The organism is Phycisphaerae bacterium, from assembly GCA_024102815.1.
In the GTDB taxonomy this organism is placed as follows: domain Bacteria; phylum Planctomycetota; class Phycisphaerae; order UBA1845; family UBA1845; genus JAGFJJ01.
Map to the genome: position 1 here is coordinate 22827 of JAGFJJ010000010.1, position 23899 is coordinate 46725.

General features: G+C 63.7%; 16 protein-coding genes and 1 other RNA gene. 11 read left to right on the forward strand and 6 right to left on the reverse strand.

The window, feature by feature from the left end; translation table 11 throughout:
* Positions 1 to 53: 53 nt before the first annotated feature.
* Together J5J06_02815 and J5J06_02820 are read right to left on the reverse strand one after the other, a co-directional pair.
* The gene (locus J5J06_02815) at positions 54 to 1370 is read right to left on the reverse strand and encodes a GGDEF domain-containing protein (GenBank protein MCO6436001.1); all 1317 of its coding nucleotides are present in this window, start codon (positions 1368 to 1370) and stop codon (positions 54 to 56) included.
* Entirely contained in the window at positions 1367 to 2701 is a 1335-nt protein-coding gene (locus tag J5J06_02820) for a hypothetical protein (GenBank protein ID MCO6436002.1), read from the reverse strand. Before J5J06_02820 ends, J5J06_02815 begins: the two co-directional genes overlap by 4 nt.
* Before the next feature lie 418 nt (positions 2702 to 3119).
* Here J5J06_02820 and J5J06_02825 point away from each other — a divergent pair, with 418 nt between their 5' ends.
* Entirely contained in the window at positions 3120 to 3536 is a 417-nt protein-coding gene (locus tag J5J06_02825) for a hypothetical protein (GenBank protein MCO6436003.1), read from the forward strand.
* Positions 3533 to 3850 (forward strand): hypothetical protein, encoded by a 318-nt coding sequence (locus J5J06_02830; GenBank protein ID MCO6436004.1) that lies wholly within the window; start codon positions 3533 to 3535, stop codon positions 3848 to 3850. The genes J5J06_02825 and J5J06_02830 overlap by 4 nt, the downstream gene beginning before the upstream one ends.
* A 364-nt stretch (positions 3851 to 4214) precedes the next feature.
* Here the strand turns inward: J5J06_02830 and J5J06_02835 are convergent, their stop codons facing one another.
* From J5J06_02835 to J5J06_02845, 3 genes are all read right to left on the reverse strand, one after another.
* Positions 4215 to 4559, reverse strand: coding sequence for a hypothetical protein (locus J5J06_02835; GenBank protein MCO6436005.1), 345 nt, complete (start codon positions 4557 to 4559; stop codon positions 4215 to 4217).
* Positions 4560 to 5007: 448 nt separating this feature from the next.
* An RNA gene (gene rnpB, locus J5J06_02840) (RNase P RNA component class A) lies at positions 5008 to 5400 on the reverse strand.
* A gap of 319 nt (positions 5401 to 5719) precedes the next feature.
* A complete protein-coding gene (locus tag J5J06_02845) occupies positions 5720 to 7687 on the reverse strand; it encodes an ATP-binding protein (protein ID MCO6436006.1) in 1968 nt (655 codons plus the stop codon).
* Positions 7688 to 8769: 1082 nt separating this feature from the next.
* Between J5J06_02845 and J5J06_02850 the strand changes: the two genes are divergently transcribed.
* Both J5J06_02850 and J5J06_02855 read left to right on the forward strand, forming a co-directional pair.
* Positions 8770 to 10881, forward strand: a complete 2112-nt coding sequence (locus tag J5J06_02850) for an alkaline phosphatase family protein (GenBank protein ID MCO6436007.1) — start codon at positions 8770 to 8772, stop codon at positions 10879 to 10881.
* Positions 10878 to 12953 carry an alkaline phosphatase family protein gene (locus J5J06_02855; GenBank protein ID MCO6436008.1) on the forward strand — a complete coding sequence of 692 codons (2076 nt, stop codon included), beginning with the start codon at positions 10878 to 10880 and terminating at the stop codon, positions 12951 to 12953. Before J5J06_02850 ends, J5J06_02855 begins: the two co-directional genes overlap by 4 nt.
* Positions 12954 to 13069: 116 nt before the next feature.
* Here the strand turns inward: J5J06_02855 and J5J06_02860 are convergent, their stop codons facing one another.
* Positions 13070 to 13216 carry a hypothetical protein gene (locus J5J06_02860; protein ID MCO6436009.1) on the reverse strand — a complete coding sequence of 49 codons (147 nt, stop codon included), beginning with the start codon at positions 13214 to 13216 and terminating at the stop codon, positions 13070 to 13072.
* A gap of 14 nt (positions 13217 to 13230) precedes the next feature.
* Between J5J06_02860 and J5J06_02865 the strand changes: the two genes are divergently transcribed.
* The 7 genes from J5J06_02865 to J5J06_02895 all read left to right on the forward strand — a co-directional run bounded on the left by J5J06_02865 (position 13231) and on the right by J5J06_02895 (position 23647).
* On the forward strand, positions 13231 to 13425 hold the full coding sequence (locus tag J5J06_02865) for a hypothetical protein (GenBank protein ID MCO6436010.1): 195 nt from the start codon (positions 13231 to 13233) through the stop codon (positions 13423 to 13425).
* Positions 13426 to 13608: 183 nt separating this feature from the next.
* Entirely contained in the window at positions 13609 to 14553 is a 945-nt protein-coding gene (locus J5J06_02870) for a hypothetical protein (protein MCO6436011.1), read from the forward strand.
* 153 nt (positions 14554 to 14706) lie between these two features.
* Positions 14707 to 18708, forward strand: a complete 4002-nt coding sequence (locus tag J5J06_02875) for an exodeoxyribonuclease V subunit gamma (GenBank protein ID MCO6436012.1) — start codon at positions 14707 to 14709, stop codon at positions 18706 to 18708.
* Positions 18709 to 18896: 188 nt separating this feature from the next.
* Positions 18897 to 19715 carry a hypothetical protein gene (locus J5J06_02880; protein ID MCO6436013.1) on the forward strand — a complete coding sequence of 273 codons (819 nt, stop codon included), beginning with the start codon at positions 18897 to 18899 and terminating at the stop codon, positions 19713 to 19715.
* Positions 19666 to 20049 (forward strand): hypothetical protein, encoded by a 384-nt coding sequence (locus tag J5J06_02885; protein ID MCO6436014.1) that lies wholly within the window; start codon positions 19666 to 19668, stop codon positions 20047 to 20049. The genes J5J06_02880 and J5J06_02885 overlap by 50 nt, the downstream gene beginning before the upstream one ends.
* A complete protein-coding gene (locus tag J5J06_02890) occupies positions 20046 to 20912 on the forward strand; it encodes a hypothetical protein (protein ID MCO6436015.1) in 867 nt (288 codons plus the stop codon). The genes J5J06_02885 and J5J06_02890 overlap by 4 nt, the downstream gene beginning before the upstream one ends.
* 185 nt (positions 20913 to 21097) lie before the next feature.
* Complete coding sequence (locus tag J5J06_02895) at positions 21098 to 23647, forward strand: DNA translocase FtsK 4TM domain-containing protein (GenBank protein MCO6436016.1); 2550 nt, start codon at positions 21098 to 21100, stop codon at positions 23645 to 23647.
* The last annotated feature ends 252 nt before the right edge of the window (positions 23648 to 23899 follow it).

Genomic DNA, 23899 nt, shown 5'->3' on the forward strand with positions numbered 1-23899 from the left:
TCCTACTGCCTATTGCCTATTGCCTACTGCCTTTCTTCTCTTCCCCTTCGTGCCTACGTGCCTTCTTCCTCCCCTATCACAAACACCCGATTCTTCCCCGCCCGCTTCGCCGCCAGCAGTGCCTCGTCCGCCTTGGCCACCAGCTCCTCGGCCGACTTCCCATCCCACGGATACGTCGCCAGCCCCCCGCTGATCGTCACTTCCGCCCGCGCCTCCGACGCCAGCCGCGGAAACGACTCGTCGTGCAGCGCCGCGCGGAATCGATCCAACACGTCCAGCGCCTGCTGCGGCGGAGCCGAACCCGCCATCCGCGACCCCTCCGCATCCCAGAACACCACCGCGAACTCATCCCCCCCGTACCGCGCGACGATATCCTGTTCCCGGCAGTACTTGCGGAACAGCTCCCCTACGCGCCGGATGATGTCATCCCCCGCATCATGCCCGCACGTATCGTTGAACGTCTTGAAGTTGTCGATGTCAAACAGCAGCACCGTCACCGCGAACCGCTGTCGCTCCGCCCGCGACAGAATCTCGCCGAGCCGCTCGCGAAGATACCGCCGGTTGGGAAGCCCGCTCGTCTCATCCGTCTCCGCCAGCCGACGCAATCGCCGCTGCCGAGTCGCGGCATCCAGCAAATACCCCGTAATCCGCGCGTAATGCGCCAGCTTCTCCACTTCCGCCGGCAGATATCCCGTCCGCTCCCGCTCCGACACCGTGATCTGCCCGATCACCCCCGAAGCCCCCTCCAGCGGAACCACCAGCACCGGCCGCGACACCGCCTCACCCGCCGTCGCCACCGCCCCCTCCGCCACCACCGTCACGCCCCGCGCCCCCAGCGCCCACTGCACCAGCGACGCAAGCGACCGCAACAGCTCGATCGGCCGGCCCTCCATCCGCGACAGCGTCTCCGCGAATCGCGCCAGCTCCTCCGTCGACGCCGGCGGAACCTCGGCCGACCTGACCCGCGCCTCCTCCCTCACCAGCCCCAATGCCGCGTCCATCTCCTCACCCACCGGAGGCAACAGCACGTAATCATCCGCCCCGTCGCGCATCAGCTCCCGCGCCTGCGACTCCAGCGCCGGCTCGCAAACCGGCACGATCCGCACCTCGCGCCCTCCGGCCATCCGCATACCCGCAATCGCCCGCCGCGTCCGCCGGGCATCCTCCACCAGCGGAATCAGCACCGCCTGCACATCATCCCGCGCCGCCTGCACGACCCCCGCCAGCAGACTCGGAATGACCACCGTCCGCATCGCCGGATACCGCCCCCGCACAAACTCCGCGAGCTGCTCGTGCATCCCGCCCGCGGCCACGACGACCAGTCGTCGTGCTTCTTCCTGATCGGACTTGATCATCGGCGTAACGCTCACGATGACGCATCCTCCCCGCCGGAGCGGCCTGCGTCGGACTCACCGTTTCCGCGATCTCCGCGCTTTCCCCCCGCATCCCGCATCCGCGGCACAAACGCCGCAACATCATCACCCAGCAACTCACGCAGCTCGGCCTCGCTCAGCAAAGGCTCCTCCCGCCGCGCACGCGACGTCGAACCCTTGGCGGATTCCGATGCCTCTCCCGGTTGGAAACTTTCCGCGGCAGGCGCGCTCGACTCTGCCGCCGGCGAGGTCAACCGCGCGTCGCCCGCCTCCTGTTCGCCCGCTTTCTTTCCGCCCGCTTCCAGTTCACCCGCTTTCTGAAATACGTTTCCCTTTGGATCACCGCCACGATCCGCGGACGTCGCTTCCTTCGATCCCGCCTCTGCGCTTCCCGGCTTTCGCCTGACCGGCCGACCCTCATACTGCTTCCACGGAACCCGCACCCCCTCGGCCCCGCCTTGGCCGGCTATCTCTTCTTCTTGATGGGTCCGTGCTTCCGTCGCTTTTTCCTTCTTCCCCTCCGCGCCTTCGTGCCTTCTTCCTTCTTCCCCTTCGTCGCTCCGTGGCTTCGTGGCCCCGTGGCTTGCTTCTCCCTGTTGCCTGTTGCCCGTTGCCTGTTGCCCCTTCTCTGCTTCGTGCCTCCGTGCCTCCGTGCCTTCGTGCCTTCTTCCTTCTTCCCCTTCGTCGCTCCGTGGCTTCGTGGCTTCGTCGCTTCTTCTCTCCACCCACCGTTCCGCCCTCGCCTTCGCCAAGACCTTCACGCCGCCCGCGCGCTCCAGCCGCTCCAGCAATCCGCCGTCGGCCCCCCCGCGATACACCACCACTTCGGGCCCTCCGCGCATGCGCGACAGAATCCCGAAAAACTCCTCATCTTCCGGATCGAGGTCGCGCGTCCGGACGATCACCGCGTCCCATAAACACTTCGATTCACCTTCATGACCATCCCCCCCCACGATCATTGCCATCGCCTGAAAAACATCCGGGCACGCAACCACCTCCGCCCCCGCCTCGCGCAGCCGCGCTTCAACCGCGCCGACCAGCGCCTCATCTTCAACCCCGGCCGACTTCTCCGCCGGGCTCGGGATCTTGCTTCCCGGGCTCCATGAGCTCCGTCGCACGCCCGACTCGGCGCCCGGCCCGCTCCGAGCCCCGTTCAACGGCGATTTCTGACCCTCTTTTCCCGGGAATTCTCGGACGAACGCAGGTGTTCGGACATGAAGCACGCGAAACGCGGATGTTGGGGCCTCGGCGGTCATGGCGACGGCGATCGCGTGAAATGCATCTGTGGGCTCGCTCTTTTCCTCCAATTCCCAGTCTAGGGATCGCACTGAGGGGCGTCAATCGCGTTTTGCGCTACTGGGGCCGGGGGCGCTCACTCGGCCGCCACTTTGCGCGCGATCACCCATCACGTTATTACCTATGGAGGCATCAACGGGCATCGTGCCCCGACCTCCCGCAACGTTCCCCGCGCGAGCACCAATGCGCACGAACGTCGCCCGCTCGTCCTTCATGGAACGCACTCCCGGTGCCTTATGTCCTCTTCTCTCGTCGTTTCTGTATTCCCTCTTCTCTTCCCCTTCGTGGCTTCGTGGCTCCGTGGCTTCGTGGCTTCGTCGCTTCTTCCTCCGTGCCTCCGTGCCTTCGTGCCTTCTTCCTATTGCCTATTGCCTACTGCCTATTGCCTACTGCCTATTGCCTTTCTTCTCTTCCCCTTCGTCGCTCCGTGGCTTCGTGGCTTCTTCTCCCATGCTGACCACCACCATTGAATCTCACGCCGCTTTGATCGCCCTGCTCACGCCGCTCATCGGCGTGCCCCTCGGCCTGATCACCTTCTACCTGCGTTCCCTCCGCGAGAACCAGCAGTCCTGGGCCGCGGAGTTTCGCCGCCGCATCGCCGCCCTCGAAGCCGCCCTTCGCGATCTCCGCCGCGCCGACGCCGACTTCGCCCGCGACTACACCACCAAGGAGGAATGGCTCCGCGAGCTCTTGCACGCCCGCCGCCTCTTCGAACGCCTCTCCGAACGAACCTGCCGACTGGAAACGCACGCCGACCGGGCCCGGCCGGCGCGCCATGATCCACCCGAAACGAAACAAGCCGACGGCGCCGCACGCGCGACTTCCGCGCCGGCGGCGACCCGGCCCACCCAGGAGAAAAAACCGTGACCGTCACAAACCGAGACGCCACCGAAACCAAGCGTGTGCGAAACGAATTGCTTGTCGTCCTGAAAGTCGTCTACCCGGCCGCGCTCCAGACCGACCAGATCTTTCGCAGCATGCTCGTCCTCTTCCCCATGCTCGAACTCGATGAGCTCCGCCGCGACCTGCACTACCTCGCCGCCAAGAACTACGTCGAACGCGTCGTCGCCGACGACGAGCACAACGGCGATTACACCGCTTGGCGCCGCCGCTGGTTCCGCCTCACCACCACCGGCCTGGAGCTCGCCGATCGCTGCATCCACGACCCGGCCTTGGAGTAATCCTCGGCGTAGTTGGCTGTCGTTGGATTTGATTGGATGAACTCGATTGGATGAACTCGAATGACCCCGGACCCAGTCATGTGTGCCACTGCTCTTGAGCAGTGTTGTTTAGGCGCGATCCCATCGCTCTTGGGCAGCGCCAACCTAGATCCAGGCGACAGGCACCTCTCTTGGCCATTGCCTGCCGCCGTTCTTCTCTTCCCCCTTCGTGGCTCAGTGGCTCCGTGGCTTCGTGGCTTCTTCCTTCGTGCCTCCGTGCCTCCGTGCCTTCGTGCCTACTTCCTATTGCCTACTGCCTACTGCCTATTGCCTTTCTTCTCTCCCCCTTCGTGCCTTCTTCCACAAAAGGTCTCCCACAATGACGTCACCCGCCCACCACAATCAGATTCCCGGTGCCGAAGTTCCCATCGACCCCCACCGCCACCGGCAGGTCTCCATCGCCGCCATCCTCGATTCCACCTTCGGGCGCTTCGCCGAAGCGCACCCCGATCTCTGGCAGCGCCGCGCCTTCCTCATGCTCGTAGGTCTCGTCTACGACCGCCTCGCCACCGACGAGCAGGAACTCTCCACCGAGGACCTCGTCAAACTCGCCCGCGTCCTGGCGGAGAGCCGTCGCGCGCAGCCCAGTCCGGCGGAATCGGGCGATGACGTGACCGCCGGACAGGAAGGCAGCGGCCCCGATGCACCATCCGCCGGCGGACTCCCCCATTTCCTCCGGAACATCCCGGATCAATGGACCACGGCCGTACGCGAAATCTACGGCGCCGATCCGGAAGGTGATGTTCCGGATATCTCCTGCGAGCCGCAGACTCCTGTCCCTGACGCGAGGCCACTCGCTTTGCGGGGGAACACGTGTCAAGGATCAGCCTTCGCGGCAACCCCGATTTCGATAACTTCCCGCACCCCCTCCGACCCGCCGGCCTGTGAGACATGCGGTTCGCCGCTCGTCATTCCGGCGAAAGCCTGTATGCCATGCGGTTCGCGTGTCTCCGGACACGCGGTTCGCATGCCTGTACCAATCCGCCAACACAGATCAACAGCCCAACGCCTCAGCGCAATCGCGCAGGCGAATTTCTACCCCGAACTGCCTTCGTCAACCCGCGCAAATGCCTCGACACGATGGGATGCGATCCCGGAAGTGAAAAAACGCCGGACGGTGGCGGAGGGGGTGCGTAAGCCGAATTCTGTTCCCCGATCACTCGGGGCGGCGGTCATGTATCTGGGCCGGCGGTCGCCCGCCGGCTCGAGCACCCTACCCGCAGCTTACGGCCGGAGCCCGGCCGACGGAACGGGCCGCTCCTCGCTGCCTATTTGGGCTTGCTGGCGGTGGGGTTTGCCCTGCCGCGACCGTCACCGGCCGCGCGGTGCGCTCTTACCGCACCTTTTCACCCTTGCCGTCCGCCGGTCGCCCGGCGGCTTGGGCGGTGTCTTTTCTGTGGCACTTTCCCTCGGCTTGCGCCGGGTTGGCGTTACCAACCACCGTGCCCTGCCCAGTTCGGACTTTCCTCCCGATCGCCTGTGGCGATCGCGCGACCACCCGCACCCCCTCCGCCACCGTCCGGAGTGCAAGGCAACGCGTCATTGTATCCGACCATGCGCAAATCGCACGGCCGCACGTTCTACAAATTGTAAGACTGGAATCTTGCTTGAATCGATCGGCGTGTACGCCCCGCCCGCGGAACTACATCGTCCCCCCGGAGCGTCTTCCCGGTGCCCATTGCCTATTGCCTCTCCTCTCTTCCCCTCCGTGTCTTCGTCGCTTCGTGGCTCCGTGGCTTCTTCCTATTGCCTACTGCCCATTGCCTATTGCCTCTCCTCTCTTCCCCTCTGTGGCTTCGTCGCTTCGTGGCTCCGTGGCTTCTTCGCCAATCATCTCCACCGCTGCTGCGGACCCAGCGCCGCCGGCCTGCGGAACGGAACCGGTCCCGTCGGCAAGGGCTTGGCCGACGGCGCTGCCGCACCGGCCTCCGCCAGCTCCGGCGCGATCGCGGGGGGAAGTTCCTCCTGGTCCAGTTCGCGCCGCCCGGCGTTGCGGTCCTGCCGCCGCCAGTGGTCGATGATGTTGTCCAGATCGCCCTGCGGGATCTGCGACGACCACAGCGTGAAGAAGTCGAGGTTGCCGCTGTTCGGCGGCGGAGCCGGGAAATCCACCAGCGTGCGCATGGGCATGATCACGCTGTCGCCGATCACGAAGGCCTCGCCGGGACGAAGAATCGGCAGCATCTGGATCAGGCCCGTAAAGTGATCGCTGACCACCTTCGCCACGTAGTTCTGGTCCTCCGGGTTGCTCAGACGCATCGTCACGAAGCTGTTGCACTGGGCCAGCACCGTTTCGGAGAGCTCCGACGGACGCTGCGAGACGATCATGGCCGCCACGCCGTACTTTCGGCCTTCCTTCGCCACCCGCTCCACGGCGGTGCGGGCGAACGACGAGATCTTCGAATCGCGCGGAATGTAGTTGTGCGCTTCCTCGAAGACCAGCAGCATCGGATGCCGTTCGTTGTGCGGCGTCCAGAAGTTCAGATCGAAGAGCAGCCGCGTGAGCACGGCCACGGTGATATCGATGATCTCGAACGGCAGTCCGGACAAATCGATAATGGTCATGTTGCAGCGCGGCTCGACCCGCCCCGTAAGCAGCTTGATGAGGTGGTTCATGAGCAGCGAGGTTTGGCCGGCGCTGGCGTTAGCGATGAGATGGTCGCGGAAATAACGCGACTTCAGGCCGTGATCCATCGGCCGCAGCAGGAACTCGTAGCGCCGGTCATTGTACTTGGTGTCAATGGAATCGATCAGCCCGAGCAGCTTTCCGAAGTAGAGCGGATGCGGCGTCTCGCCTTCGGGATTGCCCCGGTTGAAATGGCAGCGCTGGGTGCGCATGAGCTGCTGTTGCTCGTCGATGGGCAACGAGCGCAAGGCGAGCTGGCTGAAGGCCAGGTGATCGTCGTTGAGCACGAAGCGGGCTTCGTTGAGGTTCTCCGCGTACGCCTTGAAGCGATCCAGCGAGAAGTAGATGGGCGTATCCAGCGTCAGCGTCTTGGTGAGGCCGAGTTCGCGAGCGGCGTCCTGCTTGAACTCCAGCAACGCGGTCCGCAGGAACGAAACCTGCGTCGAAACGTTCATCGGGTTCGACTCGTCCAGAAAAATGGCCTCGATCTCCTCGTACTTGAGCAGCCAGTACGGAAGCACAAGGTCATCGGCGCCGAGATAGGTGACGTTGGCATTGAGCTGCCCGTGCTCATCCGAGAAGGCGGAACGGTACTCACCGTGCATGTCAAAGAGCACGACCTGGGCCTGGGGAAAATCCAGCACCTCCTGCATGATCTTGGCCGTGGTGCAGCTTTTGCCGCTACCGCTGTTCCCCAGGACGGCCACGTGCTTGGTGAACAGCTCCGTACCGAGAACCTTGACCTCGAAATCCGGATTGAGCGCGAAGCGGCCGAGGGTGAAGCTTTGCGGGTACTTGGAACCGGCCAGGAGCTGGTCGAAGCTGCCGAAGATCTTCTCGAAGTCGCCGCTGACGGCGACCCAGACATCGTCGCCGACGATGGGGTACTCGTTGACGCCGCGGACAAAGCGCCCGGCCTTGATCTCGCCGAGGAGCTGCACGTGCATGATCATCTGCGGCTCGACGTCGACGACGGTGATCTCCTGCCGCCCGACGCCCGTCACGAAGCCGACCAGGGTGCGGTCGTCCATGGGAATGGTGATATAGGAGCCGAGTTGTCCCACCCGGTAGGTCCGCTCCTCGTGAAGGAGGTTGAGCTCAGGGGTGGTGATGACGACGTCCACCCGGCCGCTGGCTACCTTGACGACATTGCCGATCTTGAGCTGGCTCATTGAGCTGCCTCTCCAGGATGTAATCGGGGCGGGCCCGCCACCGAGTGGCCTCGGGGCCTCTTATTCATCGGAATCGAGCGGGCGTACCGGAACCGCATGTGCAGGTTGTTTCTCTAGAACAGGGTACGATTCCGGCGATCGGCCGCGCCCCGCCGACGCCACCGGCTATCTTCTCGGCTGGTTGATAAATCAGGGAAAAAATGAACGGCCCGCGCGTGCTCGAACTACACCTCGCCGGCGTGTGCATTATCGGTACGAGAGACCTTTCCCCTCCGGGTCACCGGACGGCGGACGATTGCTCGGCCGCCACCGCCGGTCCAAACCGCGCCGGACGGCGCGAGCCCTCGACGCTGTTACAGAGCCGGCCCTCGGTCATCCGGGGAAGCGCTCGACAACGACCAGACACTCGGCAGGAGTTGCCGATTGCAGCTCCAATGGATTTATTTCCACAATCGCCGAGGCGCGCCGACCCGCGTTGCGTCGTTTCCGGAAAGTCGGCCATCCCAAGTCTAACTCGGTCACCGCTTAGTTTTGATCGTGTCACGGCGAATCTAGGACGGCAGCGAATAATTCTTGGGAGAAATCTTGTCGATGTTGACCTTGGACGATGAACGGGTATAGTATGAGGCGGATGCGCGATCAAGGCAGGGCCGAAAGAATCGCGCAGATTGCCAGAATAACCAAGCTTCCACTCGCTGCGGCACCCTTAGACCGCGCCAATTTCTCAATCGGGGTGCCGCACGCCTTTTTACAGGCCTGTGATATTTTTGCTCAAGTCGTTCATTCATCGTGCACGGGTCTTCGAACCAGTCAGACTTCAATAACAGCCACCGCTGGTCTTTTCGGGAATCCGAGCGCGTCCGGCGCGTATTCTGGTGAAATGGCGCATCCGGACGCACCCCGCCACCGATTCGCGCTGATCAAGAGGCGCATCAAGATGCACCCAGCGCGTTCTGGACGCGCGTGATGAATCGCACGATCATCCGGCATTGTGACATTTGCTTGGCAGTATTGTGATTAGCAGGCATTCATCCCCGTTGGGTCCCCCGCGAATCAAGGCGTGGATCATCGTCCTGGCGTTGATCGTCGTCGGGAGTTGGTGCTCACCGGCTCAGGCCTACATCGGACCGGGCGCCGGATTCGCGGTCGGCTCGACGGTCGTCGCATTCTTCTTTGCATTTCTTTCCGGTCTCGCGGCGATTTTCCTCTGGCCGATTCGATGGCTTTTCCGATTCATGCGCAGCCGGCGGGCGATGTCGCGGGCGCGGATTCGGCGAGCGGTGATTCTCGGTCTGGACGGCATGGAGCCGAGCCTGGCGGAACAGTTCATGGCCGAGGGCCGGATGCCGAACCTCAAACGGCTCGCCGAGCAGGGTTGTTACAAGAAGCTGGCGACGACGGCCCCGCCACTGTCTCCAGTGGCCTGGTCCACCTTTCTCACAGGCTGCAACCCGGGCAAGCACAATATCTTCGACTTCCTCACGCGGGATAAGCGCACCTATCTGCCGCTGCTTTCTTCCGTGAGCATTCATGGCCCGCGCCGGACCATGAAAATCGGGCGGTGGTCCGTGCCGCTGGGAAAGCCGGAGATCCGTTTGCTTCGGCGCGGCAAGCCGTTCTGGAACGTGCTCGGCGAGCACGGCATTTTCAGCAATATCATTCGCGTGCCCATCACGTTTCCGCCGGAGCGGTTTCGGGGCGTGCTGCTTTCGGCGATGTGCGTTCCGGATCTGCGGGGCAGCCAGGGAACCTTCAGCTTCTATACGACACGATCTGAAGCCGACGAGGAGCACATCGGCGGCGAGCAGATCCGCGTGCGGCGCGAGGGTGACGTCATCCGGTCACACCTGGTGGGGCCGAGCGTTTCGTCGGAAGGAAACGGCGGGCCGCTGAAGTGCCCCTTCGAGCTGCGCATCACGGGGAAAGACAGGGCGATTCTCAAGGTCAACGGGGAGTCGATTTCGCTGACGCGGGGAGAGTATACGCCGTGGGTGCGGGTCTCGTTCCGCGCCGGCCCGGGGGTGAAAGTAAGGGGCATTTGCGAGTTCCTGCTGCAAGCGACAGAGCCGGAGGTCGAGTTGTACGTAACGCCGATCCAGATCGACCCGGAGCGGCCGGCGATGGCGATCGCGCATCCGACGGTGTTCTCCACGTACCTGGCGAAGAACCAGGGGATGTACGCGACACTGGGACTGGCGGAGGACACGTGGGGACTCAATGCGAAAATCCTGAGCGACGATGACTTTTTGCACCAATGCCTGGAGGCGGACCAAGAGCGCGAAGAGATGTTCTTCGATGCGCTGGAGAAAGTGCGGAGCGGACTGGTGACGTGCGTGTTCGACAACACGGATCGTATCCAGCACATGTTCTGGCGGTACATCGATCCGGATCATCCGGCGCATGCGGGACAGGCGCCGGTGCAGCACCGCAAGGCGATCGAGGAGCTCTACGAGCGGATGGATGATCTCGTGGGACGGACGATGGAGGCGTGCGATGACGATCGCACACTGCTCATGGTCGTCTCGGATCATGGGTTCGCGCCGTTCCGTCGGGGCATCGATCTGAACGTATGGCTGGAGCAGAACGGCTATCTGAAGCTAAAACCGGACGGGCGGGGGAAGAAGTATCTGGCGGGCGTGGACTGGGAGAACACGCGAGCGTACTGCCTGGGGCTGGCGGGAATCTGGCTGAACGTGAAAGGCCGGGAGTCCCAAGGGGTGGTCGAACCCGAAGAGGCGGCGGTGCTGCGCGACGAATTGTGCGCGCGGCTGACGGGCTTGCAGGACGAGGAAAGAGGCGCGCCCGCGGTGCGGCGGGCGATGAACGCGCACCGGATCTATCGCGGGCCGTACAAGGAGGACGCGCCGGATATCATATTGGGATATGAACGAGGCTACCGGGTGAGCTGGGAGGCAGCGATCGGGCAAGTCACCGACGCACTGTTCCACGACAACATGAAGGCGTGGAGCGGAGATCACTGTATCGACCCGACGCTGGTGCCGGGTGTGCTGTTCTGCAACCGGGCGATCTCTGACGAGCGGCCTCGGCTGATGGATCTGGGAGCGACGGTGCTCGATCTGTTCGGCGTCGATGTCCCCCGGCACATGGACGGCGCGGCGCTCAAGGTGGCGGATATCGATGGCACGTTCTCCGGCAATGGAGTGCGCGCCCAAACGGCAGGTCAAACGGAATGAGGGGAAGGCCGCTTAACGTCGCGATGCTGACACGAAGTGTCGTTGCCGCCCTGGGCCTGGCTGCGGCGATCGGTCTGACGTCGTGCAGTCGTTCGGCGGCGAAATCGAGCGCGGCGGGCAGCGGCGCGCAGGCGGTCGATCCCGCGCGGCGGAAAGTCGTGGTCATCGGATTCGACGGCATGGATCCGCGGATGTGCCAACGGCTGATGGACGAGGGCGAGCTGTCGAATCTGAAGGCGATGGCAGACCGCGGCGGGTATCGGCCGTTGGGTACGAGCATACCACCGCAGAGCCCGGTGGCGTGGTCGAACTTTATCACGGGTGCGGGGCCGGGGGTTCACGGCATCTTCGACTTCGTACACCGTGACCCGGCCAAGCAGATCGACGCGTATTACTCGGCGGCGAAGACGATCGAGAGCGAGGACGGCTGGGTGGTGGGCGAGCACAAGCTCCCGCTGACGTTCTGGCCGTTCGGGGACAAGCCGACCGAGACGGTGCTCATGCGGAGGGGAACGCCGTTCTGGGATTACCTCGATCGCGCGGGGATCGCGGTCCGGCTCTACGACATTCCATCCAACTACCCGCCGACGCTGTCTTCGGCGGGGAATGCCAAGTGCATGAGCGGGATGGGCGTTCCCGACCTCATGGGGACGTATGGGACGTACCAGTATTTTTCCGAAGACACGACACGGGTGACGCGCGAGGACGGCGGGATTCGGCGAGGGCTGGTGTTCGTGAAGGATCGGGCGTCGGGGATTCTGGAGGGGCCCGCCAACTCGTATGCCGACGGGCGGACGGTGCCCTCCACCGTACCATTCGTGATCTACCGGCATCCTTCGGAAGCGACGGCGCGGATCGAGATCCAAGGGCAGACGGTGCTGCTGCGGCAAGGTGAGTGGAGCACGTGGAAGCGGGTCGTATTCGACATGGACATGCCCCCGTTCCTGCCGAAAGCGAAGGCGAACGGGATCTGCCGGTTCTTCCTGCAAGAGGTGCGGCCCAACTTCCGGCTGTTCGTTTCGCAGATTCATATCGATCCGAGCGACCCGGCCGGTCAACGCGTGAGCGAGCCGGAGGCATTCGTCACGGAGATCTACGATCGGCTGGGGCTTTTCCCCACGGCGGGATTTCAGGAGGCGTACAAGGCGCTGTCCAACGAGGTGTTCAACGACGCGGAGTATCGCGAGCAGGCGGATAACGTCTTGACGGAGCGGTTGCGGTTGCTGGGCTTCGCGCGGGAGGAGTATCAAGGCGGGTTGCTGTTCTTTTACTTCTCGAGCACAGACCTCCAGGCGCACATGTTCTGGTGGGACAGCGACCAGCCGCATCCGACGCGGACGCCGGCCGAGGCACGCAGGTACCACAAGGTGATTCAGGACCTGTACCGGTCGATGGACGGCGTGGTTGGAGAGATTGTCGAGCAGTATGGGAAAGACGCGCTGGTGCTGGTGCTTTCGGACCACGGGTTCTGCAATTTCAAGCGGCAGTTCCATTTGAATACGTGGCTGCGGCAGGAGGGGTACATCAAGCCGGATGACTGTACGTCGGTCGCCGATGAGAAGGCGGCGGTGGCGGTGGACTGGAGTCGGACGCGGGCGTACGGGTTGGGGTTGAACGGGCTGTACCTGAATCTGAAGGGACGGGAGAAGCTGGGGATCGTCGAGCCGTTTGAGAAGGAGGCGCTGCTGCGGGAGATCTCGCAGAAGCTGCTGAGCGTGCGCGATCCGGTCGACGGCCGGCCGGTGATCAAGTACGTCTATCAAACAAGTGAGGTTTATGACGGGCCGGAAGCTGCGAATGCGCCGGACCTGATCGTCGGGTATTACCGGGACTTTCGGGCGTCGTGGGCGACGACGCTGGGGGAGATCACGGATTCCATCCTGACGGACAATCACTCGGCATGGAGCGCGGACCATTGCATTGCGTCGGACGAGGTTCCGGGGGTACTGTTTTCGAATCGGCCGATCACGCGGACTGACCCGGCATTGATCGATTTGGCGCCGACGATATTGGAGGAGTTCGGCGTGGCGCGGCCGGAGGCGATGCAGGGGAAGAGTGTGTTTGGCGAGTAGCCACGAAGCGACGAAGCCACGGAGGGAAGAAAGGCAATAGAAGCTGTTTCAAAACCCCTGTGACACCGCGTTTTCAGTAGCCCCGGGCCAGATGCCGGGCAGTTTTGAAATGGCTTCTAGGCAATAGGCAATAGGCAATAGGCAATAGGCAATAGGCAATAGGCAATAGGCAATAGGCAATAGGCAATAGGCAATAGGCAATAGGCAATAGGCAATAGGAAGATGGTCGGAGCGGGATGCTCGGTTACATGAACGAAAAGCACTGGGAGAGGTGATTGTGGCGAAGATCAAGATCGAGGACAGCGTGTTTGATCGGGTGAAGCGGGTGGCGGAGATCGCGGGGTACGCGACGCCGGAGGAGTTCGTCGTTCACGTGATCGAGCGGGAGCTGGAACGGATCGAGGGGAGTGAGGGCGCGGCCGACGAACAGCAGGTGATCGATCGCCTCAAGGGGCTGGGGTACCTGGAATAGAAATGCGGAATGGTGAATACGGAATGTGGAATGAAGACATAGCATAGAAATCGGTCTGCGGGGCAGACCCCATGATCTGTGAATGCTCAATGGCGAATGCGGAATGCGGAAGGTGGAATTGGCGACAAAGAAGTGACAGAGAAATCGGTCCTATAGGCTGACAGTGCAAGGGTGTAATAGGGCGTGGATGCGGTCGAGTGGGTATTGATCGAAGGTGCGCTGGCGGTTCGCTGGCTGGGCGGCGCGATCGCGTGGCTGGCGGAGCGCGCCTGGGGCGGATTCGATCAGGTGGCCAACCCGTTGCTTTCCCCCATCGTCGGGTTCGTGAACCCGGTTACGACGACGATCGGGGATGCGGTCTACGCGGTGCTAGGGTGGATACCGGCGTGGGCGGGGCTGGTGATTTTGTCGGTAATCGTGGGCGTGGTGATGGTGCCGCTGTTCGGGCGATTGTCCAATCAGGCGGGGATCGCGCGGGCCAAGGATGCGATCAAGGCCAACCTGCTGGCACTGAAGCTCTATCGCGATGAGTTGCACGTGACGTTCCGGTCGCAGTGGCGGATTCTAAAGGCGATCGGGCGGCTGCAATGGCATGTGTTGATGCCCATTCTGATCCTGCTGTTTCCAATGCTGCTGGTGCTGGCGCAGATGGGCGTGCATTACCAGTGGCGCGCGGTGCGGCCCGGGGAAGTCGTTCAGGTGCGGATGAAGGTCGACGAGGCGCGGCTTGGCGATCGGCCGGTGGTGTTGAAGGCAGGGCCGGGGTTTGCCGTGGAGGTCGGGCCGGTGCCGGGGGGCGGGGAGATGTGGTGGCGGCTGCGGGCGGAAGAGGCCGGGCGTTGCAATCTCGATTTCGCGGTTGGTCCGCTGACAATTCGGAAGGAGCTGGTGGTCGGCGAGGGAATCAGGCAGGTGAGCGCGGTGCGGCCGGGGGCGTCGTGGACGGCGCGGCTGCTGCATCCGGTAGAGCGGCCTTTGCCGGCGAAGTCGGGCGTGGAAGAAATCGAGGTGTTGTATCCGGCAAATCCATCGTGGATTGCGGGATCGAACGTGTGGGTGGTGACGTTTTTCGTGGTGTCGATGGCGGCGGCGCTGATCGCGGCGCCGGTGTTCGGGGTGAAGTTCTGAAGAAGGCACGGAGGGGAAGAGAAGAAAGGCAATAGGCAGTAGGCAGTAGGCAAGAGGAAAAAGGCACGGAGGCACGAAGCGACGGAGGGGAAGAGAAGAGGCCCCCGGGGGGAATGTTGACCGTCGGGGGGCGGTCGGATACCACGCGGGGTCATGTCGGTTCGATTCATCATCGGGCGAGCGGGCACGGGCAAGACGCACTACTGTCTGCAATCCGTCCGGGAGAACCTCAAGCAAAGTCCGGTTGACGGGCCACGGTTGATCGTACTGGTTCCGGAGCAGGCGGCGCTGCAAACGGAGCGGTCGCTGCTGGAGTCGGGCGGCGTGGGGGCTGCGCATCGCGCGGAAGCGCTGTCGTTCCGGCGACTGGCGATGAAGGTATTGGAATCGACCGGCGGTTCGGACCGGATGGCACTGTCCGAGCCGGCGCGGGCGATGGTGCTGCGGCACCTCGTACACGTGCACGGGAAGAAGCTTCAGTATTACCGGCGGGTGGATCGGCTGGGCGGGTTTCTGGAGCGACTGGGGGGAACGATCTCGGAGCTGATGCAGGAGTGCGTGGGGCCGGAAGAGTTGGTTAGAAGAAGGCACGGAGGCACGAGGGCACGGAGGAACGGAGGAAGAAGCGACGAAGCCACGAAGCCACGGAGGCACGAAGGAGAAGAAAGAAGAAGGCACGGAGGCACGGAGGCACGGAGGCACGGAGGAAGAAGCGACGAAGCGACGGAGCCACGGAGCCACGAAGGGGAAGAAAGAAAAAGGCACGGAGGCACGAAGGCACAGAGGAACGAAGGGGAAGAGAAAGACTGGGGGGATGATCCGCTGCGGGCGGCGAAGCTGGCGGATGTGGCGCGGTTGTATCGAGCTTATCTCGATTACCTGGGTGACAGCCGGGTTGATCCGACGCAGTATCTCGATCTGGCGCGGGAGCGCATCGCGCGGTGCGGGTGGTTAAGCGGGGCGCTGCTGTGGATGGATGGGTTCGCGTCGGTGAGCCGGCAGGAGATGCGGATTCTGCTGGAGTTGGGGAAGGTCTGCCGGCGGGTTGAAATCTGCCTGATGGGCGATCCCGGGGCGATGCACACGGCGGGACGGTCGGGCGGGGAGCTGGAATCTCTGCGGTTGTTTCGGCGGCTGGAGGAAACGCGGGAAGACCTGGAGCAGGCGTTTGCGGAAGCCGGCGTGGAGATCGAATCCCCCCTGCTGCTGAAGGGTCGGCCGGGACGGTTTCGGGACGGTTCGATGCTGGCGACGATGGAGGCGCGATGGACGGGGAATGGGGAATGCGGAATTGTGAATGGGGAAGGAATAGAAAAAGACGATCCGCATAGCGGACCCTGCGGAACGGGGAATGCGGAATTCGGAATTGCGGAAGAAGAAGCGCTCGGAGCAGACGCGCGGGTTGAGACGGGTGGGTCCGAGGAAAGACCACAAGGTGGTGCGTCGGGGGACGCACCCTACGAAGGCTCAGAACGAGCGCGCGAAGCAAGCGTAATCGGAAGGACCGCGCAGGCTGAAGCCTGCGGCTCGTTGGGCGGGATCGAGCTGGTTGAATTGCCAACGCGGCGGGTCGAGGTCGAGTATGCAGTGTCAAGGATCTGTCAGTGGCTGCGCGGCGAGGATGGTGCGCCCCCCCACCGCCTGCGGGACACGGCCATCATCGTGCGGGACCTGGAGCCCTATCACGATCTGATCACGGCGGCCCTTTCCGCGCGGAACATTCCACACTTCATCGATCGCCGGCGCCCGATCGGGCATCACCCAATCGTCGAACTGCTTCGCTGCGCAGTGAAGCTGGTCGTTGATGACCTGCCCCTGGATTCGATGCGGACGCTGCTCAAAACGGGCTTGTTGCCGCTCGGCGCTTCGGACGCGGACGCGTTGGAGAACGCGCTGATCGCCCGGGGTATCGAGGGGATCGAGGCATGGCGCCAAGCGTGGCCGGCGTGGACGGAGGCCGGTGGCGATCGCGGAATGCACCGTGAGCAAGCGTACGAGGAAGCGCTCGCGGCGCAGGTGAATCAAGCGCGCGAGAGCATACTGGGAGTACTGGAGCCGTGGCTGGACGTCGTGCAGCGGGAGGCGGTGCTCAGCGGGCCGGCGTGGGCGGAGGCGATTCGGTCGTGGCTCAAGCACCTGAATGCGGCCGGAACGCTTGCCGCGTGGAGCACCGAGGCGGAGCGACGGGGGGATGCGGACGAGGCGAACGAGCATCGGCAGGCGTGGCGGGACGTGGCGGCGTTTCTGGACGATCTCGAGGGCGCGTTCGCGGAGACAGAACTGGCGACGGAAGAACTCGCCCGTGTGCTGGAGCACGGCCTGGCGGCGCTGACGCTGGGGCTGGCGCCGCCGATGGTAGACCAGGTGCTGGTGGGATCGATCGAGCGGAGCCGGCATCCGAACATCCGATCGGCGGTGCTGCTGGGGTTCAACGACGGGATGTTCCCGCGACGTATCGCGGAAGACGCCATTCTGAACGACGAGGATCGAACGTTTCTGCGGGGGCGCGGATTGCGCGTGGCGCCGCCATCGCGGGAGAGACTGCTCGACGAGCGCTTGCTGGTGTACATCGCCCTGACGCGGCCGAGTGAGCGCATGGTGATCACATGGGCGGCGGCGGACGACGACGGCCGGGCGCTGCGGGCATCGCCGTTTGTCGAGGCGGTGAAGGGATCGGTTGCGGGTTTGGAAACAGCGAGTGTGGGCGATCCGGTTCGGACGCGGAGCTTCTGGGACATTCAGACGATTCAAGAGGCGGCGCGGCGAATCGGAATGGAGATGCGGAACCGGCCGTCACGGGCGGAAGATGAAGAAGGCGTTCGGGGGGCGTGGAATGGGCTGTATGAGTCGCTGCGGGGGGAAATGAAGAATGCGGAATGCGGAATGGGGAATGCGGAGAGAACAGGCGGCGAGGAAGATGGTTCGTCGGGGGACGCACCCTACGAGTTGCGGGCGTTGGGGGCGGAGCGCGAGGCGCGGCTGACCGCGGAATCCGTGCAGACGCTGTTTGGCGGCACGCTACGGATGAGCGTTTCGCAACTGGAATCCTACGCGGCGTGTCCGTTCCAGCACTTTGCGCGGTTTTCGCTGCGGCTGCGCGAGCGGCAGACGTCGGAGATGGCGGCGGTGGACATGGGCCGGGTGCATCACGCGGTGCTGGAGCGAACCGTTCAGGAGATCATCAGTCGCAAGCATGATCTTGTGGCGATGGACGAGGATGCGCTGGGCGGCGTCGTGGAGGACGTATGCGCGGCCGTGGGCAAGGAACTGGAGGATGCGGCGCGCGTATCGCAGGCGCGGGATCGCTACCAGTTGCGTCGTACGGCGGAGGAGTTGCGTAGAATCCTCCAGGCGCAACGCCGGATAGCGGGTGCGGGTCGCATGCGGCCTGCGGCGGTGGAACTGGGTTTCGGATTTGACGAGCCGGGCTCATTGCCGGCGCTGGAGGTGTCGACACCGAATGGGCGGAAGATGCTCGTGCGCGGATATATCGACCGAGTGGATCTGGCGGATCTGGCCGGGGAGATGCTCGGCGTGGTCATCGACTACAAGCGGACGCGGCATCGCACGCTTGATCTCGGACAGGTGTTTCACGGGCTGTCGCTGCAACTGCCGGCGTATCTGCTGGTGCTGGCGGCGCGGGGCGAGGCGCTGGCGGGCCGGCCGGTTCGTCCGGTGGGTGCGTTCTTCGTGACGCTGGAGCGGACGTATCAATCGGTGGTGCATCCGGATGCGAAAAAGGGGGACGACGACGAGGATCCGGCGAGCGGCGTGGGGAAACCGCGTGGTGTGCTGCTCGGCGACCATGTGGATGTGCTGGAAATGATCGGGTCCGGCGGGCAGTCGGCGTGCTACAACTTTCGATGGAAGAAGGACGGGGACATCGCGGCGATCGATCGCAGCGACGGGGCGGACGCGGCGGGTTTCGACAAGATCATGGCGATTGCGCTGCGGCGGATCGGGGAGTTGGGTGACGCGATGATCGATGGTCGCGTAGAGGTGCGGCCGTTTCGGATGACGGGCACGACCTCGCCGTGTACATGGTGCAAGATGATGCCGGTGTGCCGGTTCGAGTTCGCACCGGACCGGGTGCGGTATCTGGAGAGATTGGGACGGAAGGAAGTGATGGGAGGGAGCAGGCACGAAGGCACGTAGGCACGGAACTACGAACGGGAAGAGAAGAAAGGCAATAGGCAGCAGGCAATAGGCAATAGGAAGAAGGCACGGAGGTACGAAGCAGAGAAGAGGCAGCAGGCAAAAGGCAACAGGCAATGGGCAGTAGGCAATAGCAGGCAAGAGCGAGTGCGAAGCAACCTATGCGGGCGTTGTGGTCAAGATTGAAGATGGTCCGCGAGGCAATCGCGCTGCGGAGGCAGTTCGGATTGCCCGAAGTGGACGGCTCGCTGGAGCACGGGGCGCTGTTCCTGCTCGACGGCGTCGGCGGTCTGCAACTGAGCGTGGTGCTGGCACGGGCGGCGCTTGCGGCGGAGACGGATGCTCCGGGAACGATCGTGTTTCGCTGGCAGACGCCGGTCATGGGCGAGATGCTCAGCGATCTGATGTGGCTGCGGCGTAACAAGGTGCAGGCGGCGAAACTGGCGCGGCGGATCCTGGCGGTGCGGCGAGCACACCCGGAAGCGAAGATTCACGTGCTGGCGGTGAGCGGGGGTTCGGGGATCGCGGTGTTCGCGATGGAGGCGCTGCGCGGCCGGGCTGTCGTCGAAACACTGATCCTTGCATGTCCTGCGCTTTCGCCGGGGTATAATCTCGGGCCGGCGTTGCAGTGCGTCGAAAGGGCTTACGCGCTGGTCAGCCATCGAGATCGGTTGATCCTCGGCGTGGGAACGTCGGTTTTTGGGACGGTCGATCGGAAGTGGTGTGCGTCGGCGGGCCGGGTGGGATTCGAGCTGCCGATCGCGGCAAGCTCAAGCGATCTTGCGAACTACGGGAAGTTTCGCGAGTTGCACTGGTCGGAGGATCTGGAGGCCGTCGGGCACCACGGCAGCCACGCGGAGTGGGCCGGGCGGCGTTTTCTTGAAGCGCACCTGATGCCGATGCTGCGGGGGGAACCGCTGATCGAGGCCCGGCCTATTACGCGTCGGACGGCGGACCGTGCTCGAAGCGGGCCAGCAGGCGGAGCACATCGGACGGAGCTTCCGTGAGGGGTACGACTTCGGAGCTCGAGGTGATGGCGCCGGAATCGTGCTCTCCGGCGAAATTCATGACGACGACGTCGGCGCGGGCTCCCCGGCGGGAATAGACCTCGGCGACCCGGCCGTCGCGGAGGACGACAATGATTTCCGTGCGCGTCATGCGATGAGCGACCTCGGCGGCGCAGGAACAGACCACGGCTCGAACCGGCAGGCGTCGAGTTTATCACAAGCGGAGTTCATGGACATCCGGGGGACGGGGGAGCCAATCGCCGATAAGCCATTGGGCGGGACCGGGCGGAGAAAAGCGGAGGCGAGGTCCTGCATCGCTTGGAGCCGAACATGATGAATCGAGCGAGAAGGTGGATGTACATTCCGGCAGCGGCGGCTGTAGCGCTGCTCGCTTTCGGAACGACCTGGGCACAGCAGATCGAGCCGGCGCGAAAGCGGCAGCCGGCGAGGCCGGTCTCGCGGAAGTCGCTGGAAAGCGATCGGGCGCGGAAACCGGGTGGGCCCGCGATCGGGGGGTATTGCCCGGTGTCGTACTTCCGGGACGGAAAGGCGGTTCCCGGCAAGGAAGAATTCAAGCTGACGCGGCTGGGGGAGACGTACTACTTCGCCGATGCGGAAGCGCGGGCGATGTTCGAGAAGGATCCGGAAAGGTACACGCCGAGGTTGTCCGGGTGGTGCGTGCTGACATTGGGGGGGCCGTACGGAAACCGGTTGGAGGGCGATCCGGAGGTTTTCCGGATCATCGACGGGAAATTGTATCTTTTCTTGTCCCCGCGAGCGATGCGGGCGTTTGACGCCCAACCGGCCGGCGTCATTGAGAAAGCGGAACAACGATTTCACCAGCCGATGATCATCGGATACTGCCCCGTTTCGTACTTTACCAAGGGGAAGGCGGTGATGGGGAGCCCGGAGTTCATCGCCGTCTATGCGCGACGGACGTACCAGTTCGCTGACGCGGAGGCGAAGGCCAAATTCCTGGCCGACCCGGAGAAGTACCTGCCGCAATACAACGGATATTGTGCCGCGTCATTGATCGACCGGAAGAAGCTCTTTGCCGACCCGACACAATTCAGCATCGTGAACGGACGGCTGTTGCTGTTTCTCAATGCTGAGAAGAAGGCCTGGTTCGACGAACACGCCAAGGAAGCGATCGAGTCGGCTGACCGGGTCTGGGCGCTTGTGCGAGACCGATACTAGGCCCTGCGGTCGCGTTCGGGGTGGAGCGCCGCCCGGAGGACAGCCGATATCAAGGGAAGAAGCCACGGAGCGACGAAGCCACTGAGCCACGAAGGGAAAGAGAAGAAAGGCAACAGGCAACAGGAAGAAGAGATCGGACACGGAGGGATGAGGGGCGCAATTGACGGCACCTCTCTTGACCAGGGATGAGTCGCCGAACGACGGACAGCATGGAGGCGGAATTGCCTACGCCGAGGTCGCTCCTGCTGCCTCTGGCGGCGCTGACGGCATGTCTGTTTTTCTGGGCGGCGCTGCTGACATTCAACCCGGGCGACTGGCCCAGTCCTCACCAGTTTCCGCATAATCAACCGGCCGTGAACGCGTGCGGTCAGGTGGGCGCTTTCGGAGCGTACTGGCTGCGTCATGTTCTGGGCGATGGGGCCTATCCCCTGCTGCTGTTCTTTACGCTGATGGCGCTGTCGCGGCTGACGCAGGGGCCCATCGGGAGTCTGTGGGAGCGCGGTTTCGGACTGGCCCTGCTGGTCGGCGCGACATCCACGACCTCGTATTTGATGACCCGTGGGACGGCGACGGCGTCGCTGACGGGGCACGGAGGGCTGGTCGGGTTCGGGCTGGGTCGGTTGATGACCACGTACCTGGATCGGACGGGAACGATCATCGTCGTGGTTTCAAGCCTGATCGTGGGACTGCTGTTCATCACCGAGGGATGGGTCCTGCGCCTGCCGGGAATCGCCCGGCGGACAAGCGTGACGGCAGGAAATCAAGCGATTCGTGTGATCCGGGCGGCTTCGGCGACGGCGGGATCGGTGTTGAAACCGGCGATCGGGGTGACGGCCGAGGAAACCGAGGAACTTCTCGGAGCGCCGCGCGCACGCGCGTCGGCGGGATCGGGTTCGCGGAACAAGTCCGGGACCGCTCAAGGGAATCTCTTCGACGAGGAAGAGGCCGCGGAAGAAGAGCGCAAGTCAGCGCGCCGAGGACGCCGGACGGTGGAGCCGGAGGATGAGGAAGAGGACGAGGCCGTCGACGAAGTAGAAGAGGATGCGATCGACGAGGACGAGGAACTGGACGAAGACGTCGACGCCGAGGAGGAGGAGGAGGAGGAGGCGCCCGCCCAGGCCGCTCGTGCCCGTGCGGCGCGGGCGCTTGCCGGTCCCAAGGTGAACATGCCCAGTCCGCAGCGCATGGCGCGAGCGGAGCCCTATCCAAAGCAGATCGAGAACTGGCGGTTGCCGTCGCTGGATCTTCTGGAGGCGCCGCAGTTCAACTTCAGCGCCCAGCAGGAAACGGCCGTGCGGGAGCAGGCCAAAGTCCTGGAGGGCACGTTGAGCGAGTTCCGGCTGGACGCGCGGGTCGTGGAGATCGACACGGGGCCGGTCATCACGATGTTCGAGCTGCGGCTGGGTTCGGGTGTGAAGGTCTCGCAGATTTCGGCCCTTTCGAATGATATCGCCCGGGCGCTGAAGGCACACGCCATTCGCGTGGTGGCGCCGATTTCGGGGAAAAACACGATCGGCGTCGAGGTTCCCAACCTGCAAAAGGAACAGGTCCGCCTGAAAGAGCTGATGACCATGGCGGGCAAAAAGGCGTCGGAGCAGAACCTGCCCCTCTTTCTTGGGAAAGACGCGAGCGGCGCGGCGCTGGTGACGGACCTGACCAAGATGCCGCACCTGCTGATCGCGGGCACGACGGGATCGGGAAAGAGCGTGTGCCTGAATGCGATCATCCTCAGTCTGCTGATGACCAAACGGCCGGACCATGTGAAGCTGATTCTGATCGACCCGAAAATGGTGGAGATGAGTCAGTTCAAGGAAGTGCCGCACCTGATGTGTCCGATCGTCACGGACATGGCCCGGGCGGAGAAGATCCTGGAATGGGCCGTGACGAAAATGGACGAGCGCTACGAACTGCTGGCCGAGGCTCGCGTGCGAGACATCGCTTCGTACAACCGGCTGGGCGCGGACGAGCTGTATCGGCGCATGGAGCCGACGACGGATGAAGAGAAGGCCCAGATTTCAACGCACCTGCCGTTCATCGTGATCGTGATCGACGAGCTTGCGGACCTGATGATGACCTCGGCCAAGGAAGTCGAGCATCATCTGTCGCGGCTGGCGCAAAAGTCTCGGGCGGTGGGGATCCACATCATCGTGGCGACGCAGCGTCCCGAGGCGAAGGTGCTGACGGGGCTTATCAAATCCAACCTCCCTTGCCGGATTTGCTTCCGCGTGGCGTCGCGGCTGGACTCGCGGATCGTGCTCGACCAGAACGGCGGCGAGGTACTGCTGGGACAGGGCGATATGCTGCTGCTGCCGCCGGGCATGCATAAGCTGACGCGAGCGCAGGGAACGTTCCTGGACGACAGGGAGGTCCAAGCCGTCCTGGATGATCTTGCCAGCCGGGCCAAGCCGGAATTCCATCCGGAACTGGTGCGGATCAAGACGCCGGGCGAGGAAGGTGACCTCTCCCTGCGTGACCCGCTCTTCGACGATGCGGTGCGGATCATTCTCGAGTCGCGGCGCGGAAGCGTGAGTTTGCTTCAGCGGCGGCTCAACGTCGGCTATTCGCGGGCGTCGCGGCTGATCGACCAGATGGCGGAAGCGGGAATCGTCGGAGACTACAAGGGCTCGCAGGCGCGGGAAGTGACGCTGACGCTCGAGGAGTGGGATGCGATCCGGTCGCGGATGGAGGAAGAAGAGAACGAGGAGGCGACGGTATCGACGGAGCATGAAGGGTAGGGAAAGGCAATAGGCAATAGGCAATAGGCAATAGGAGGCGTCGTTCGTTCTGAATTGCGGCTGGGGGGACTCGAACCCCCACGACACGTCCATAAAGCCCCGTCAATCAAGCACTTACAAGCGATCTGAAAACGACATATGTCGAGACATATGCTCCGAGGCCCTCGATCCCGAGTTGGCGGCCCTGGTGCGGGCGTGGCCCCGGCTGCCCGAGGCTCTCCGGGCTGGCATCATGGCGATGATTCGATCGAC

Bases quoted from the DNA above. Each gene is read 5' to 3' on its own strand.
- J5J06_02895 (MCO6436016.1), top strand. From the start codon at position 21,098: ATGAGTCGCCGAACGACGGACAGCATGGAGGCGGAATTGCCTACGCCG.
- J5J06_02845 (MCO6436006.1), bottom strand. From the start codon at position 7,687: ATGAGCCAGCTCAAGATCGGCAATGTCGTCAAGGTAGCCAGCGGCCGG.
- J5J06_02880 (MCO6436013.1), top strand. From the start codon at position 18,897: ATGGTCCGCGAGGCAATCGCGCTGCGGAGGCAGTTCGGATTGCCCGAA.
- J5J06_02890 (MCO6436015.1), top strand. From the start codon at position 20,046: ATGATGAATCGAGCGAGAAGGTGGATGTACATTCCGGCAGCGGCGGCT.
- J5J06_02825 (MCO6436003.1), top strand. From the start codon at position 3,120: ATGCTGACCACCACCATTGAATCTCACGCCGCTTTGATCGCCCTGCTC.
- J5J06_02875 (MCO6436012.1), top strand. From the start codon at position 14,707: ATGTCGGTTCGATTCATCATCGGGCGAGCGGGCACGGGCAAGACGCAC.
- J5J06_02855 (MCO6436008.1), top strand. From the start codon at position 10,878: ATGAGGGGAAGGCCGCTTAACGTCGCGATGCTGACACGAAGTGTCGTT.
- J5J06_02835 (MCO6436005.1), bottom strand. From the start codon at position 4,559: ATGGGGGAGTCCGCCGGCGGATGGTGCATCGGGGCCGCTGCCTTCCTG.